The organism is Halomonas sp. KO116 (assembly GCF_000734975.2).
Taxonomy (GTDB): Bacteria; Pseudomonadota; Gammaproteobacteria; order Pseudomonadales; family Halomonadaceae; genus Vreelandella; species Vreelandella glaciei.
The window spans coordinates 2567915-2583481 of sequence record NZ_CP011052.1 but is presented as its reverse complement, the minus strand read 5'-3'; the positions used below and the strand labels follow the sequence as shown (position 1 = coordinate 2583481).

Sequence of the window (15567 nt, the reverse complement as noted above, 5' to 3'; positions counted from 1 at the left end):
GCGAACGTTACCCCGTTCTCACCCCTAAAAAAGGAAGTTTTTAGCTAATATGGGAGCGGAGTTTGCCGAAAAAGTGCCAGGATGTCCAGCGACAGCCTTAGCCAGTGCTTAAACTGTCGCTGAATGTAGATTTAAACAACTGTTTGACGATATTCGCGTCAGAACGCTGCTTAAGTGTCTTAGTGGGCAAGACTCGTAGGGTGGTGGCTCAACTATTGGCAAGCCACTGGCTAACGGATTTAAGATGTTCATGCAGTTGGGCGGCGGTGACTTCGCCTTGAATGCGCGCATCACGAAGTTCTTTGCCTTGACTGAAAAACAGCAGGCTTGGCGGGCCGAAAAGATTGAACTGATCCAGCAGCTCACGACTTTGTGGGTCGGTCTGCGTCACGTCTGCGGCAATTAACGTGTAACCCTCTAGTGCCGCTGAAACACGTGGGTCAGGATAAACATCGCGCTCAAGCAGCTTACATGAAATACACCAGTCAGCGGTAAAGTGAACAAACGCGGGCCTATTAGCACTGTTCGCTTGAGCGATGGCTGCCTCAAGCGCTGAAAGGTTATCGACCTCAATAAAATCAAGCTCTGCCACTGGAGACTCTCCGGACACACTGGAGGTGGCTGCAAGAGGGCGCAGCGGGTTACTGCCACCTTGCGCGGCACCAATGACCAGCAAGACACCCCACGCCAGCAGCAAAACCCCTAGTGTTTGACGTGCCCGCGGCCACCCTTGCGGCTGATTGAAATTCAATGCACCCAACGCGAGTGCTGTGCCGATCGCGAGTGATGCCCATAGAAGTAGTGCAATGGGCGCAGCGACTAAACGCTCGATCATCCAAATTGCCACGCCCAGTAACAACAGGCCAAAGGCAATCTTTACGCCATTCATCCAGGCGCCCGAACGGGGTAACAGCGTGGCGCCAAAGGTGCCGACTAAAAGAAGCGGTACGCCCATGCCAAGACCCAGCGCAAAGAGCACCGCACCCCCCATGACTGCATCGCCGGTTGAGGATATAAACACCAGGGCTCCGGCCAATGGCGCGGTGACGCAGGGTGAGACCACCAGTACTGAGAGCGCGCCTGCTAACGCTAAACCCGCTGGGCCACTGCGCTGAGCGCGAGCCTGCCAAGCGTCAATACGGTTGGCCAAGCGAGGTGAGAGATTCAGCGTAAATGCCCCGAACATCGCCAGTGCAAAGAGCGTGAAGAGTACGGCGAAAGTGATAAGCACCGGTGCCGACTGTAAGCGCGCCTGAAGATTAAGGCCGGCGCCGAACAGCCCCATCAAGACCCCGACCAGTGCGTAGGTCAGCGCCATGCCCAGTACATAGCTTAACGAGAGGGCAAAGGCGCGTGGGCGGGTGGGGTTCTGGCCGACGACGATTGAGGAGAGAATCGGGATCATTGGGAGTACGCAGGGGGTAAAGGTAAGCCCAAGACCGGCAATAAAAAACAGTCCTAACGCTAACGGTAAGCTCGCATTGCTAATCAAAGCGCTAAAGCGTCTATCTTCGCTTTTGGGGCCTGTGAAGTCACTCTGTGAAGTAGAGGTAGCGGTTTTAATAGCGGCGCTATCTCCTTCTTGCCAGTTCGCAAATTGACTGGGCGGCTCAGTCTCACTCGCTTGTAGGCTCAAGCGTTCCGGTGGATAGCATAGCCCTGCATCCGCGCAGCCTTGAAAGGTTAACTCCACGTTTAGCGGGCCTGCGTAGGGGGCGCTGATCGGTACTTCAAATACCACTTGGTCGCGGAAGATGTAAACATCGCCCATGAATTCATCGTTGGTGAATGTGCCTTCGGGGATGCTGAGTTCGCCAAGTGTTATACCCTCAGTCTGACTGGAGACAGCAAACTGATGCCGATAAAGATAGTACTCATCGGTGATGTCGATACCGATAAAAAGCGTTTCTCCATCGTGCCAAGCGGTAGGCTGAAAGGCTTCCATTACCGGTAAAAATTCATCTTGGTTGCTAGACGATGAAAACCATTGGGCGTGTGCGCTCAGCGGTAACCAGCCAAGAAAAAAAACAAGTAAGGGAAGTAGGCTCAGGCGTTTAAGAGATAACACGGTGCGTCCTTAATCAATGGCATCGCAAGCTAGGACAAATAGCATACCGCAACCTTGAATCTCTCGCGTATACGCTGCGGTGACGTGACGCGGTCGCTAATGGTGCGTTAATCCTAACAACCTAAAAGGTCGCCCGAAGGCGACCTTTTCACATACACAGAAGCAACTGTACAAACCGATTACGCTTTCTGGTAAGCGGTAACGGATTTTTCAATCGCTTTGCGCGCAGCGTCAGCGCCTTCCCAGGACTCAACTTTTACCCATTTGCCTTTTTCAAGATCTTTGTAGTTCTCGAAGAAGTGGGCGATTTGCTGGCGCAGCAGCTCAGGCAGGTCAGTGACTTCCTGAATGTCATCATAGAGCGAGCTAAGCTTGGCGTGGGGCACGCAAATCAACTTGGCATCTTCACCGGCTTCGTCGGTCATGTTTAAAATGCCTACCGGACGAGCGCGAATAATGCTGCCGGGTTGAACCGGGTGCGGGGTCACGACCAGCGCATCCAGGGCGTCGCCATCGTCGGCTAGGGTATGCGGGATAAAACCGTAGTTGGCGGGGTAGAACATGGGGGTGGCCATAAAGCGGTCAACGAGTAGCGCACCCATGTCTTTATCAATTTCGTATTTGATCGGATCGTGGTTGGCTGGAATTTCGATCACCACATAAACGTCGTTGGGGAGATCCTTTCCAGCAGGGATATTATCGAAGTTCATCGTTGATTCCTTGGTAGTACTGTGGCTTGAGTCGTGCAGAGGTTAGGTAATCGTTACAGAGTCGTTGATGGCGAAGAATTATACGAACATGACTACGCGATTACCAATGCGACATAGGTGGGCCGGTGTGGTTTAGCCGTTGCCCTATTATGTGGGAAATCAAAAAGGAGCGCATATAAAAGCGCGCTAATACGATAGAGACGTTTGTTGGGCATCGTTTCTGCTTCGCTGCGTGTATCATAGGCAGGGTTTATTGACAGTGAAGTCCCTCGATCGAGTCGGCAGCCTAGGAGGATGACTTGTCGCACGCCCAGTTGCTCATCAGTTATGGTCAAGCATTTGTTGCGCCGGACCGGCGCCTGCACCGCAGCTCAATGTCGGTTCGCTTTCCTGAAGCGCCGCTGCTGCGCGCCAAAGGTGGCTGTGCCGTCATCAGCGACTCTATCTCACGTAATACCATGGCCAAGCAGGCCGGTGATTTAAGCGTGCGCGGCTTTCTGGCCGATTACTTCTCGACCCCTGATCACTGGGATGTCAAAACATCGGCGACGAGAGTGCTGCGCGCGCTCAATAGCTGGTGCTATAGCCAAAGCCAGCATGTGAAAGAGGGCAGTTTTGTTTCCTCCATGTCGGCGATGGTGTTCCGTGGCCGCGAAGCGCATCTGTTTCACATGGGCGACACGCTGGTGTTCCGTTTGCGCGGGGCCGAGTTTGAGCAGTTGAGTCGTGATCATGTCACCGACTTAGGGGGGTACCGTTATCCTTCCCGGGCGCTGGGCATGGATGGCAGTGTTGATATCGATTACACCCATATAGCGCTCAAACAGGGTGACCTGTTCTTGTTCACCACCCAGGGTGTGCGCGGTACGCTGCTGCCTTCCGACTATGTGCGCTTGATCCGCCAAGATGCCAGTGATCTGGATGCCGCCTGCGAACGGCTTGCCGATGAAGCGAAGCAGCGCGCCCAGGATCGTGGCTACGGTGGCGATCAGTTCTGCTTCCAGTTGGTGCGAATCGATGAGTTGCCTGACGAAGTGACAGAGCATCCCGGGCAGCTTTATGGTGACCTGCCGATTCCGCCCGAGCTGGCGCCAGGGGAGCGTTTAGACGGCCTTGAAGTTCTCGCTGTGCTGTCTCGCACGGCGCAGTCGCGGGTTTATCGCGTCCGCGATGTGCATAGTGAACGTGAAATGGTCATGAAAGCGCCCAGCCCGGAACTTTCGTTGCGCAACGCTTATCTGGAGCACTTCCTGCTTCAGCAGTGGGTGGTCGAGCGCGTCAATTCTCCGTTTGTGGTCAAGGTGATGGAGCCGTCGCGGCCGCGCCGTTATCTCTATTACCTGATGCAGCACATTGAAGGTGAAACGCTGCGACAGTGGGCCGAACGCCATCCTCAAGCCAGTTTAACGCAGCGCTTAGATATTGCTAACCAGCTGGGTAAGGCGGTGCAGGCGCTGCATCACCGGGAAATTGTTCATCAGCAGATCAATCCCGATAATATCCTGATCGACCCGCACGGCAAGCTGGTGCTGACTGATTTTAGTGCCTGCCATATGCGCGACGGCGAAGGGCACCGCCACTCGGGTGAGTTGCTCCGCCAAATTGGCTTTAACGAGCACACCGCCCCTGAGTATGCGTTGGCCGACAGCATTGGTCGGCGCAGTGACCAGTACTCGCTGGCATCCACGACCTACTGGTTATTGACCGGTGCTTTGCCCTATACGTTGACGCCCAATCGGCTGCGCAGCCATACTGATCTTGAAGAATTAACCTACCGCAGCGCGCGCACAACTAACCCTGAGATATCCCAGGACTTGGACGATGCGCTACGCCGTGCTTTGGATCCGCAGCGGGCTCTGCGCTTTAGGCGTCTATCGGAGTTCTTGCATGCCCTTAGGGTGCCGCTGGGGCGGTTGCCGAACCGGGAAGAGAGCCGCCAGGAGCCGCGGCGTTTCTGGCAGGGGGTAGCAGGTATATTGCTATTGCTGCTCGTGCTTTCCTGGCTGTTGCGTTAGTCGTCAGCAATAAAAAACGGGGCGATGAAATTATTCATCGCCCCGTTTTTTATTACCGCACAGCTTGTTTCGCTGCGCGGAGTGTTTACAGCGTAAAAGTAGGCAACTTGCGCTCTGCTTTTGCCAGTTTCAGCTTGGCCACTTTCGGCAAGCCATTCTCAAACGGGGGGAAATCCTCGCCCTGGATCAATGGTGAGAGGTAATCCCGGCACGTCTGGGTAATCGCAAAGCCGTTGTCGCTGATAAAGTCGCGGGGCATAAATTTCTCTTTATTGGCCACCTGAGACAGCGGGGCGGAGATGACATCCCACTGGTAAGGTGACTGAGAAATGCGGCGAATAGCGGGCATCATGGCATTTTTGCCTGCCAGTGCCAGCGTCACCGCTTCGCGACCCACCGCATAGGCTTGTTCAACGTCGGTTTTTGAAGCCAGGTGACGCGCGGCGCGCTGTAGATAATCGGCCACCGCCCAATGGTACTTATAGCCCAAATCCTGCTTGATCATACCCGCAAGTGTCGGTGCGACGCCGCCTAATTGGCGATGGCCAAAGGCATCGGTATTGCCTGCGTCAGCTAGGAAAGTGCCATCTTCGTAGCGCGCGCCTTCAGAAACCACGATCACGCAGTAGCCATATTGTTTAACGCTTTCTTCAACCCGCGCCATGGCCGCTTTACGGTTAAACGCAATTTCCGGAAATATGATCATGTGCGGCGGCTCGCCTTCGCCTTCGCCCGCTAAACCACCGGCAGCGGCGATCCAGCCCGCGTGGCGACCCATTACCTCAAGCACAAACACTTTCGTTGAGGTAGCGCACATGGAAGCGATATCCAGCGAAGCTTCCAGGGTTGAAGTGGCAATATACTTGGCCACACTGCCAAACCCTGGGCTGTTGTCGGTAATCGGCAGGTCGTTATCGACAGTCTTAGGCACGTGAATGGCGGTGAGCGGATAGCCCAGCTTCTCGGAAAGCTGAGAGACCTTCAAGCAGGTATCGGCGCTATCGCCGCCACCGTTATAGAAAAAGTAGCGAATATCGTGAGCTTTAAAGACTTCGATCAAGCGCTCGTACTGGGCGCGGTGAGTATCAATGTCTTTAAGCTTATAGCGGCAAGAGCCAAAAGCGCCGCCTGGTGTATGGCGTAGGGCTGCAATCGCTTCATCACTCTCTTGGGTAACGTCGATAAGGTCTTCCGTTAAAGCCCCGATAATGCCGTTATGACCGGCGTAAACCTTGCCAATCTGATCGGGTGCCTGACGGCAGGCTTCGATAACGCCGCAGGCGCTGGCGTTGATCACGGCGGTGACGCCACCGGATTGGGCGTAAAAAGCATTATGCTGGGCCATGGAAACGTCTCATCTCCTGAAAATGGATAAAATTAATCGACATCGTTTTATCACCGCCACACACGCTAACCGGCATTGTCGGTGGTAAAGCACATTGCTGTAATGCGGCAAAGTTTAGCGTAAAGCCTGGTTTTCTGCATTAATGGCTCTCTGCATTAATGGCTCTCTGCATTAGCGGCTAGGCGGCGGATGCCAGGTGCTAATCAGTGCTATCCATCTCTTGTTCGCGCTGAGCAAGCTGCCAGCCGCCCAAATCTTTATAGCGATTTACCATGGAGCAAAACAGCTCGGCGGTTCGCTCAGTATCGTAACGGGCGGAGTGGGCAGCTTTATTATCAAACTCAATGCCAGCTGCACGGCAGGCGCGGGCAAGCACGGTTTGTCCATATATCAAGCCAGCCAGAGTGGCTGTATCAAAGCTAGAAAATGGGTGAAATGGATTGCGCTTAATGCCGCAGCGATTCACCGCCGCGTTCAAGAAGCCTTGATCGAACGCCGCATTATGACCAACTAAGATGGCGCGAGTGCAATCGTGAGCTTTGATTGATTTACGTATAGGGCGAAAAATTTCATTGAGTGCTTCAGCTTCGCTAAGCGCGACCTGGCTGCGTAACGGGTCATCCAGGTTAATGCCGGTAAAATCGAGCGCCGACTGCTCAACGTTCGCCCCTTCAAAGGGGTGAATGTGGTAAGCATAGGTAGCATCAGGCAGCAGGTTGCCTTCCGGATCCATGGTCAGCGTAACGGCAGCAATCTCAAGTACGGCATCACCTTGGGCATTAAATCCCCCGGTTTCTAAATCAACGACCACCGGCAGGTAACTGCGAAAACGTTGGGCCATTAATTCGCGGGCAATTGCCTCGCTCATGCAGCTCTCCTTATGTTCAAGCGAGTAATAGTAAAGCGAGTAATCATTCGACATTAGCGGCAAGCCGCCGCTTTGAATGGGGTGATTCTAGCAGCTTTAGCCCCCAGGCGTCGTTGACGGTATTCGCTGGGCATTGAGAACGCTATACTCAGTGTCTGTCTCAAATCCAATCGCTTTTTAAAGGAGCAAAGAATGTCCGATGTCAAAAAGGTTGTGCTGGCATATTCAGGCGGCCTGGACACATCCGTTATCGTTAAGTGGTTGCAAGAAACCTACAACTGCGAGGTAGTGACTTTTACTGCCGACATCGGTCAGGGCGAAGAAGTCGAACCTGCGCGAACTAAAGCGCAAGCGCTTGGCGTAAAAGAGATTTACATCGAAGACCTGCGCGAAGAGTTCGTGCGTGATTACGTCTACCCAATGTTCCGCGCTAACACTATTTACGAAGGTGAGTACCTGCTGGGTACCTCTATCGCCCGGCCATTGATCGCCAAGCGCTTGATCGAAATTGCCAATGAAACCGGCGCCGACGCTATTTCACACGGTGCGACGGGTAAAGGTAACGATCAAGTGCGCTTTGAACTGGGTGGTTATGCCCTCAAGCCCGGTGTGAAAGTCATCGCCCCTTGGCGTGAGTGGGACTTAACCTCCCGCGAAAAGCTAATGGCGTATTGCGAAGAGCATAAAATTCCGGTCGATTTTGCCAATAAAAAGAAAAAATCACCGTATTCCATGGATGCTAACTTACTGCATATCTCTTACGAGGGCGGTATTTTGGAAGATCCTTGGGCCGAAGCCGAAGACGACATGTGGCGTTGGAGCGTCTCTCCTGAAGCCGCACCAGATACCCCTACCTACGTTGAACTGACGTATGAAAAGGGTGATATCGTGGCCATCGATGGCGAGCCGTTGAAAGCTCACGAAGTGCTGGAAAAGCTCAACAAACTAGGTGGTGATAACGGCATTGGCCGTTTGGATATTGTTGAAAACCGCTACGTGGGCATGAAATCTCGTGGCTGCTATGAAACGCCCGGGGGCACCATTATGTTGCGTGCTCACCGTGCCATTGAATCACTAACGCTAGACCGCGAAGAAGCCCACCTGAAAGATCAGCTGATGCCGAAATACGCGGAAGTGATCTATAACGGTTACTGGTGGAGCCCTGAGCGTCGCATGCTGCAAGCGGCCATTGACGAGACCCAAAAGAATGTAGCGGGTGTCGTGCGTATGAAGCTCTATAAAGGTAATGCGACCGTCGTGGGTCGTAAATCCGATGAATCGCTATTTGATGAGTCGATCGCTACGTTTGAAGATGATGCGGGCGCTTACAACCAGAAAGATGCCGAAGGCTTTATCAAGCTGAATGCTCTTCGCCTGCGCATTGCTGCTGGCAAAGGCCGAAAGCAAAGCTAATTTTTAAAGCGCATATGTTGATAGGGCGGCAGCTAATCGCTGCCGCCCGGCATATTAAGGAACCCCTATGTTCAAAAAATTATTATCCGGACTCTTTGGTAGTGATCGTCAGGCTGCTCCCGGCGCTACCACCAAAGCGGCTGATGCCGTGGAATACAAAGGCTATGAGATTGTGTCTCAGCCGGATGATCAAAGCGGTCAATACCGCGTTAGCGGTTGGATTCGTAAAGCTGATGCCAGCGGTGAAACCCTTGAACACCGTTTTGAGCGCTCCGATATGCTGCCAGGTCGCGAAGCGTGTGATGCCATGATGGTTACTAAAGCGCAGCGCTATATCGATGAAGTCGGAGAGGCAATGTTCGAGCCTGACCCACGTCGTGCTGGCGACAGTACAGAGTAAGCCGACACAAACGTTCGTAAAGGAGAGGCGTATGCGAGTAGTACACCAAGCCTCGCCCTGGCGCTCCTTATTCAACGAGCATGGACGTTTTAACACCGTGGCGCTCGACGCGCCGCTCCAGCATCTTTTCTCAAAACTCTCTTTACCTCAGACTTCTATTGCCGACGCCTATGCGTGGCAACCCTCCTTGGTTGAAACACTGATACATTACGATTTACCCGCTTGGCGTATTAGCCAAGTCATCAGTGATCATAATGCCTGGCTATATCGTCGAGCGATTGCGCAATCCCTTGATGAACTGCAGGCGCAAGGGTGGGGCACACCACCGGTCAATTACTGTGTGTTGATGTTAGGTTCGGCGGCCCGCTACGAGAGCCTGCTCGGCCCCGATCAGGATAATGCGCTGATTATCGATGATTACCCTGACCATCGGCATGTTGAGATTGACGGCTACTTTCAAGCCCTGGGCGAGCGGTTTACTCAACGCCTGGATGAAGCCGGCATTCCACTGTGCCGCGGCCATGTGATGGCCCGCTGGCCCATGTGGCGCAAGCGGATAAGTGAATGGCATGCACAGCTTGAAATCTGGAGCGCGGATCGGCGTGTGAAGCGCGTTCAGCAGACCAATATTTTGCTCGATTTTGCCCCCGTCGCTGGCAATTCAGCGCTTGCTGAGCAACTGGGCGTGAGCATCGCTTCAATACTTCCTAAAGCGTCACTATTTATGGATGAAATGGCAGCGTTACTTGATCAGTTGCCGGTCGCGCTGGACCGTTTTGGGCGAATCGCCTCAAGTCCGCATCTCGATGCCCCGCACGACCACGCCGTTAATCTTAAACACCAAGGCTTAATGCCGCTGATCAGCGCAGCGCGTTTGCTCTGCGTTCGTCATGGCCTGCGTGAAATAGCCACTCGAGAGCGCTTGATAAGGCTCAGTCATGTGGAAAATGTGCTGCCTAGGACGCAATCCGACCTATTGCTGGCAGTCTTTGAGCGACTTCAGCAGCGCCTGTTGGATCAACAGCGTATCAACAAAAGCGCTGGCCAAGCCGCTGACGGTTGGGTGGATCTTCGCCGCCTGCGTGAAGACGAGCGCCTGCTGTTAAAGTTTGATCTGCAGCAGATTAGAGCATTTGTTCAGCGCGCCAAAAGTGCTTAGCGGGATAGCATCAAGCGTGAGTGTCATTCGGCGCCGCGGGTAGCTCCAGTGTTAAACAGGCACCGCCCAGCGTTTTGGCATCCTCAACCCAGAGGCGTCCACCCAGATGGGCGATAATTCCACGGCTAATGGGTAGTCCCAAGCCACTCCCTCTGGGGCGCCCTCTGGGAATATCATCGTTCTGCTGTATCTGATGGAATTTTTCAAACACCCGTTCACGCTCATCCGCGCTAATGCCGGCGCCGTTATCCTCTACGCTTAAACGGAAATGGCGGCGATGGTGATAGAGCGACAGGCGCACTTTAGGCTGGTTTCGATCAGCAAACTTACTAGCGTTATCAAGCAGGTTAATAATCACCTGTTCTAAACGATCATGGTCGCCAACCACCATCGCTGGGTCTGCTTCTAAATGAACCTCTAGCTGGATACCACGCTCTTGGTGCAAATGCGCAATGGCGTCAATGCTATGTCGAGTAAGGGCGGCAAGGTCGAGTGGCACCGGGTTAAGCGTTAAACGGCCACTTTCCAGCCGGGCAAGGTCGAGAATTTCTTCGATTAAGCGCGAGAGCCGTTGGCTTTCGAGAACGATGACACCCAGAAAATGCTGGCGCTTTTCATCGGACAGCTGGCCGCTATCGCGCAAAATTTCGGCAAAGGCGCGGATGGAGGTAAGCGGCGTGCGGAGCTCATGACTGACCATGGCGACAAACTCATCTTTCAAACGATCCAGCTCCCGCAGCCGCTCATTAGCGCTGCGCAACTCTTCGCCGATCTGGACGAGCTCTTGGGATTTCTGCTCCAAGCGACGGTTGTACTCAAGGGTTTGTGAGGTGGTATCCAGAATGCTGAGAATCGACTCAATATCCAGTGCTTCGCCACGGACCACTGAGTTGATCAACACGCGGGCTGAAGAGCTGCCCAGAGCCCCCGCCAATGCCTGCTCTGCCCGTGTAATCAACTCGGCGGCAGCGGGCTCGTCCGCCACAAATGCGTTTTTGGTACTGCTGTGGCTGAATACTCGACGGGTAGTCTGGGCACCTAGATAGCGAACCAAAAGCTCTTTGAGTGCCCCCTGAGTGGTTTGACCGCGCATTAATGACGCAGAGAGTGATGTTGTTTGTAGATTGGGGTGCATGGCTTCGGTGAATAGCGCCGCCTGAGTTTGCTCCAGGGGCGTTGGGCGGGTAAACAGCGAAACACCGACTAGCAACCCGACATTGACCAGCATGCTCCAGAGCAGCGAGTGGGTGTAAATATCCCAATTTTCGAGTCCAAACAACGCATAGGGTTTCAACCAGCCGATTCCCCATGGCCCGTTTGTAAGTAGCGTGGCATCCAACCAGCCCGACTGGGCAAAGCCCGGCAACAGTAGCGTATAGCACCACACCAAGAAGCCCGCGATTAAGCCTGCTGTGGCGCCCTGGCGAGTCGCACCACGCCAGTAAAGGCCTATCAATAGCGCCGGTGCAAACTGTGCCGCACCTGCAAAAGAGACCAGCCCAATGGTGACCAGGCTGTATGAGTCGCCAATGAGCGCATGGTAGAGATAACCCAGCAGTAGAATAAGCACGATAGCGACCCGGCGAATTCCCAGTAGCCAACCGGCAAGTTCGCCTTTGGTACTTAAATGTAAGCGCCGCGAGCGCAGCAGTAGTGGCATCACCAGCTGGTTGCTAACCATGGTGGAGAGGGCGATTGTCTCGACGATCACCATGCCGGTGGCTGCTGAAAGACCACCAATAAAGACCAGTAGCGGCAGGCCTTCTAAACCTGCTGAAAGCGGTAGCGTCAGAACAAAGCTATCGGGATCACCTGCGCTCGCACCTAGCAGCAGGCCTGCCAGGGCGATAGGGATCACAAACAGGTTGATCAACAGCATATAGAGGGGAAATAACCAGCTCGCTCTCGCTAAATGCTGTTCATCGACATTCTCAACTACCAGTACCTGAAACTGGCGGGGCAGGGTTAAAAAGGCCAGGAAGGCGAGCACCAACATGCCCACCCAGCCGGTGGCGCCACCAGGAACGCTGTCCAGCCGCATGCTATCGACCAGCGCTGGCGTGGATGCCACCTGTGCAAACAGCGCAGCGGGGCCTTCAAACATCACAAAGACCACGAACACACCGACGGCCATAAAGGCGACTAGCTTCACCAGGGATTCCAGCGCGATGGCGGCCACCATGCCTTCGTGGCGTTCGCTAGCATCCAAGTGGCGGGTGCCAAAGAGAATAATAAACACCGCCAGCACCAGCGCGACCCAGAGAGACTTATCCATCCAAAAGTGTTCATCCACCAGCGTCGTGTCGGCCGCTTGTGGATAGTTGATAAGGACTGCATGGCTAACGGTAATCGCCTTCAATTGCAGGGCAATATAAGGCGTGATACTGATCAGGGCCATTAAGGCTACCAGTGCGCCTAAGCTGGTACTTTTGCCATAGCGGGCACTGATAAAATCGGCAATGGACGTAATGCGCTGGCGGGCGGCAATGCGCACCATCTTGCGTACCACAAAGGGTGCCAGCAGCATGGCGAGGGTGGGGCCAAGATAGATGAGTAAAAAGCTGGGGCCGAACTCTGCGGCGCGCCCTACGCTGCCGTAGAAGGTCCAGGCCGTGCAGTAAACGGCAATGGAGAGGGCATATACCGTGGGCGAGCCGATCAGCGATCGCCCTTGCTCGGCACGCCGGTCGCCCCAGGCGGCGACCACAAACAGCAGCGCTAAATAGCCAAAGGCAGTGCCCAGGATGACGGCGTCAGTACGCATCATCAGCGATCCGCACGGTGTTCCATTAGCCAAGCCGTCAAACCGATGACGACTGCCCAAGCGCAAAACAGATAAAGCGGTAACCAGCCGACGTTAAAGGAGGGAAGTCGGTCTATTACGATTATCAGCGGTGGACAGAACAGCAGTAAAGCGACCGCTACCAGGGCCATTAAGCGTTCGCTTTTGCGCGATTGAGTGCCTGAGTTTTTCATGTCGCTGTGTCCTTCATAAGGCACTCGCATCCTGTCGGTCAAAGGCATTGGCTTGCAGCGCTAACAGCTGTTCCAGGGTGTCGACGCCGCGGGCCTCTAAGCGTGGCAGCAGGGCTAGCCAGAGTTCTGCGGTGACTCGAGCATCGCCTAAGGCAGTGTGGCGGGTGCCGGGAGGGAATGCCAGATCGTAGCGCTGGGCAAGGCTATCCAGGTCATGCCCGTCCAAGGCTTCGTCCAGCGCCCGAGAAATCAGCAGGGTGTCGATGACGGGAATATCAAAAGCGACACCTTTGTGACTGATGGCGAGCAGATCAAACGCGGCGTTATGGGCCAGCAGTACGGCTTCGCCTACAAAGTCACGAAAGCGGGTAAGCACGATATCCAGCGGTGGTGCGCCCATGACATCGGCATCGGTAAGGCCGTGAATGGCCGTGCTGGCGGCAGGAATAGGCCGCTGAGGATCGACTTTTTGATCGAAGGCCTCGCTAGCCAACAGCCGCGCGTTGACCACGCGACAGGCACCCAGACTGATCACCGTGTCGCCTCGGCGCAGCTCAAGCCCGGTGGTTTCGGTATCAAACGCCACGACCTCCAAGCTGCGCAAGGAACGACTAGCCAGCGCTTCATCCGGCGGAGGCAGGTCGGCAATGCCAAAATCATGAAACTCGGGCCGTGGTGGTGCCGTTTCCCGCGGGGCACCGACGCGTTCAACGGCGGGGAGCGGAAGGCGCAGGCGGGCATGCACCCCATCATCGTCAGTCAGACTCCAGATGTCGCTGGCGTGTTGGCGTAGCACGTCGGCAACGCTGGGCGTGAGGGGCAGCGAGCTGAGCGGTTGCTGGCGCCACTCCGCCAATTCATGCTCGGGGATCGCTTTGCCGCGCCAGATAAGATCTAAATAGACACGCTTATTGCCCAGGCATATCTCACCTTCAAAGCCACTCTCGGGAAGGTGGGTACTGAGGTGCTTCACTAAAGAGTCGAACAGCGCAATCAGGGCGGGGGCATCGCCTTTAAACCAAGCGGGCATTCCCACTGGGGTAATTAAGCGATGCTCTGGATCTAGGCGTTCATCCAGGGCTTGCCAGAAATCGTTCGACCACATCGGCGTTAAGCGCTCGCCCTGATGCTGCATATCATCGAGCAGTTGGCCGATTTTGGCCACGTTGTCGCCTAACGTGATGCCTTCCTCATGAATGACGCGCTCAAACCGTTGACGCAGCAATGACGTGCTGGCTTCGTTTTGATGGCGGAGTTGGATCAGCGCATCGGCGGCGCTGGTGAGACTGGCGGTATGCTGGCGTAGGGGGGTCAGCATATCGGCCAATTCGGCTCTTACCCCCATTTCACTCGACCACGACGCCGTTGCATCGCCAAACGTCAGCAATGTTTCGCCATCGCTACCCGGCACGCGACGCAGTATCACTTTGAGCCAGCGGTTATCGCAGGGGGCGAGCAGCTCTCGCGGGGAGCCGTCGTTAGGCAGTTGGCTGAGTGCTTGCTGCAAGCTGGCCACAGGGAGCAGCGCTTCAAGTCGTTTGCCCAGGCCTAACCCTGTATTACCTTCAAAGAAGTCTTCTGCCGCTTGGTTAAACAGCATCACACGACGGTGGTAGTCACATAAAAGCAGGGGCGTTTCGAGTACCTGCAGCAGTGTTTCCAGCTCCTGACGAATGCGCGCCGCACTGCGTGCGCCGTCGGCGTGGGCAGTAGCGAGGCGGCTACGATCTTCGCGCCAGCTTTCGCGCACACGGCGTAAATCTGGCCTCAGCCCTTTTAGCCAACCCTCGGGTGGGTGTTCGTCACGGGCGTCGGGATTGGCAACCAAACGTGCCAGCTGAACCTGTAAATGACGCAGCGGTGTAAACAGCATGCGTTCAAGCACTAAGCCCACCAAAAATAGGGTCGCGCCGCCGGAAAAGCTGCCTATCCATAGCGCCATGCGGGTGACGCCTGTGGGCGCGAGCTGAGCATCCAGCCAAGCGGCAAAAATAGCCCCGCCCAATAAGCTGATGCCGCTTAGCGAGAGCCATAGGCCAATCAGGCGCTGGCGTTTGGGCAGCCCACCTCGGGTCATGGCTGCTCCTTAATGAGTAGCGCTTTGACTTTTTCCACCAAGGATTGGGTGGAAAAAGGCTTGGTAATGTAGTCATCAGCGCCCAGCGCCATGCCTTTTTCACGTTCTACATCACGGCCGTGAGCGGTGAGCATGATAATCGGCAGTTGGGCGGTGGCCTCTTCGTTGCGTAGGCGTTCTAAAACGTCAAAGCCGCTAATCCCCGGCAGGCTAATATCGAGCAAGAGTAGATCAGGTTGGCTATCGGTAACACGTGCTAGCGCCTGTTCACCATCTTCGGCTGTTACTACCTCAAACCCTGCTTGCTCCATTAAGAACTCAAGCGATAGAACAATGTTGGGTTCGTCATCGACGACGAGCACTTTGGCCATGGTGTTCTCCAGCTTTTATTTGTTTTAACGATGCATGCTTGCAGTCTAGATAGATCGAGACTGCCAGCCAAGACGACCTTGGCCGAATGCACCGGCAGATAAACTGCTAGCAGCGAGCAATTGAGCCTGGTTTGGTACACTGCTTAGCTCCTGTGCCATGGCTTA

At 54.8% G+C, this 15567-nt stretch carries 12 protein-coding genes; 4 read left to right on the top strand and 8 right to left on the bottom strand.

The window, feature by feature from the left end; translation table 11 throughout:
- Positions 1 to 208: 208 nt before the first annotated feature.
- Both dsbD and ppa read right to left on the bottom strand, forming a co-directional pair.
- Complete coding sequence (dsbD, locus tag KO116_RS11980) at positions 209 to 2068, bottom strand: protein-disulfide reductase DsbD (protein WP_035558621.1); 1860 nt, start codon at positions 2066 to 2068, stop codon at positions 209 to 211.
- Between the two features lie 179 nt (positions 2069 to 2247).
- Entirely contained in the window at positions 2248 to 2778 is a 531-nt protein-coding gene (gene ppa / locus KO116_RS11975) for an inorganic diphosphatase (protein ID WP_035558619.1), read from the bottom strand.
- Between the two features lie 299 nt (positions 2779 to 3077).
- Between ppa and KO116_RS11970 the strand changes: the two genes are divergently transcribed.
- Positions 3078 to 4793 (top strand): bifunctional protein-serine/threonine kinase/phosphatase, encoded by a 1716-nt coding sequence (locus tag KO116_RS11970; protein ID WP_035558617.1) that lies wholly within the window; start codon positions 3078 to 3080, stop codon positions 4791 to 4793.
- Positions 4794 to 4878: 85 nt separating this feature from the next.
- Here KO116_RS11970 and KO116_RS11965 read toward each other — a convergent pair whose 3' ends face one another.
- Both KO116_RS11965 and rnt read right to left on the bottom strand, forming a co-directional pair.
- Positions 4879 to 6138, bottom strand: a complete 1260-nt coding sequence (locus KO116_RS11965) for a 6-phosphofructokinase (RefSeq protein ID WP_035558614.1) — start codon at positions 6136 to 6138, stop codon at positions 4879 to 4881.
- 199 nt (positions 6139 to 6337) lie between these two features.
- Positions 6338 to 7006 carry a ribonuclease T gene (rnt, locus tag KO116_RS11960; RefSeq protein WP_008957300.1) on the bottom strand — a complete coding sequence of 223 codons (669 nt, stop codon included), beginning with the start codon at positions 7004 to 7006 and terminating at the stop codon, positions 6338 to 6340.
- A gap of 192 nt (positions 7007 to 7198) precedes the next feature.
- Here rnt and KO116_RS11955 point away from each other — a divergent pair, with 192 nt between their 5' ends.
- The 3 genes from KO116_RS11955 (at position 7199) to KO116_RS11945 (ending at position 9978) form a co-directional block, all read left to right on the top strand.
- Complete coding sequence (locus KO116_RS11955) at positions 7199 to 8419, top strand: argininosuccinate synthase (protein WP_035558611.1); 1221 nt, start codon at positions 7199 to 7201, stop codon at positions 8417 to 8419.
- A gap of 67 nt (positions 8420 to 8486) precedes the next feature.
- On the top strand, positions 8487 to 8819 hold the full coding sequence (locus KO116_RS11950) for an HlyU family transcriptional regulator (protein WP_035558609.1): 333 nt from the start codon (positions 8487 to 8489) through the stop codon (positions 8817 to 8819).
- Between the two features lie 31 nt (positions 8820 to 8850).
- Positions 8851 to 9978 (top strand): DUF294 nucleotidyltransferase-like domain-containing protein, encoded by a 1128-nt coding sequence (locus tag KO116_RS11945; protein ID WP_035558607.1) that lies wholly within the window; start codon positions 8851 to 8853, stop codon positions 9976 to 9978.
- A gap of 10 nt (positions 9979 to 9988) precedes the next feature.
- On the opposite strand, the gene KO116_RS11940 is transcribed toward KO116_RS11945, so the two are convergent.
- The 4 genes from KO116_RS11940 to KO116_RS11925 are packed head-to-tail and all read right to left on the bottom strand — an operon-like array spanning position 9989 to position 15402.
- Positions 9989 to 12742: a sensor histidine kinase gene (locus KO116_RS11940; protein ID WP_035558766.1), complete on the bottom strand. Its 2754-nt coding sequence runs from the start codon at positions 12740 to 12742 to the stop codon at positions 9989 to 9991.
- 2 nt (positions 12743 to 12744) lie between these two features.
- Entirely contained in the window at positions 12745 to 12954 is a 210-nt protein-coding gene (locus tag KO116_RS11935) for a hypothetical protein (RefSeq protein WP_035558603.1), read from the bottom strand.
- A gap of 13 nt (positions 12955 to 12967) precedes the next feature.
- Positions 12968 to 15031 carry a 3'-5' exonuclease gene (locus tag KO116_RS11930; RefSeq protein ID WP_035558601.1) on the bottom strand — a complete coding sequence of 688 codons (2064 nt, stop codon included), beginning with the start codon at positions 15029 to 15031 and terminating at the stop codon, positions 12968 to 12970.
- A complete protein-coding gene (locus tag KO116_RS11925) occupies positions 15028 to 15402 on the bottom strand; it encodes a response regulator transcription factor (protein ID WP_035558598.1) in 375 nt (124 codons plus the stop codon). The genes KO116_RS11930 and KO116_RS11925 overlap by 4 nt, the downstream gene beginning before the upstream one ends.
- Positions 15403 to 15567 lie beyond the last annotated feature (165 nt).

What these genes read in the sequence shown, in the direction of transcription:
- ppa (WP_035558619.1), bottom strand. Translation starts at nt 2,778, where the DNA reads ATGAACTTCGATAATATCCCTGCTGGAAAGGATCTCCCCAACGACGTT.
- KO116_RS11965 (WP_035558614.1), bottom strand. Translation starts at nt 6,138, where the DNA reads ATGGCCCAGCATAATGCTTTTTACGCCCAATCCGGTGGCGTCACCGCC.
- rnt (WP_008957300.1), bottom strand. Translation starts at nt 7,006, where the DNA reads ATGAGCGAGGCAATTGCCCGCGAATTAATGGCCCAACGTTTTCGCAGT.
- KO116_RS11955 (WP_035558611.1), top strand. Translation starts at nt 7,199, where the DNA reads ATGTCCGATGTCAAAAAGGTTGTGCTGGCATATTCAGGCGGCCTGGAC.
- KO116_RS11950 (WP_035558609.1), top strand. Translation starts at nt 8,487, where the DNA reads ATGTTCAAAAAATTATTATCCGGACTCTTTGGTAGTGATCGTCAGGCT.
- KO116_RS11945 (WP_035558607.1), top strand. Translation starts at nt 8,851, where the DNA reads ATGCGAGTAGTACACCAAGCCTCGCCCTGGCGCTCCTTATTCAACGAG.
- KO116_RS11940 (WP_035558766.1), bottom strand. Translation starts at nt 12,742, where the DNA reads ATGCGTACTGACGCCGTCATCCTGGGCACTGCCTTTGGCTATTTAGCG.
- KO116_RS11935 (WP_035558603.1), bottom strand. Translation starts at nt 12,954, where the DNA reads ATGAAAAACTCAGGCACTCAATCGCGCAAAAGCGAACGCTTAATGGCC.
- KO116_RS11930 (WP_035558601.1), bottom strand. Translation starts at nt 15,031, where the DNA reads ATGACCCGAGGTGGGCTGCCCAAACGCCAGCGCCTGATTGGCCTATGG.
- KO116_RS11925 (WP_035558598.1), bottom strand. Translation starts at nt 15,402, where the DNA reads ATGGCCAAAGTGCTCGTCGTCGATGACGAACCCAACATTGTTCTATCG.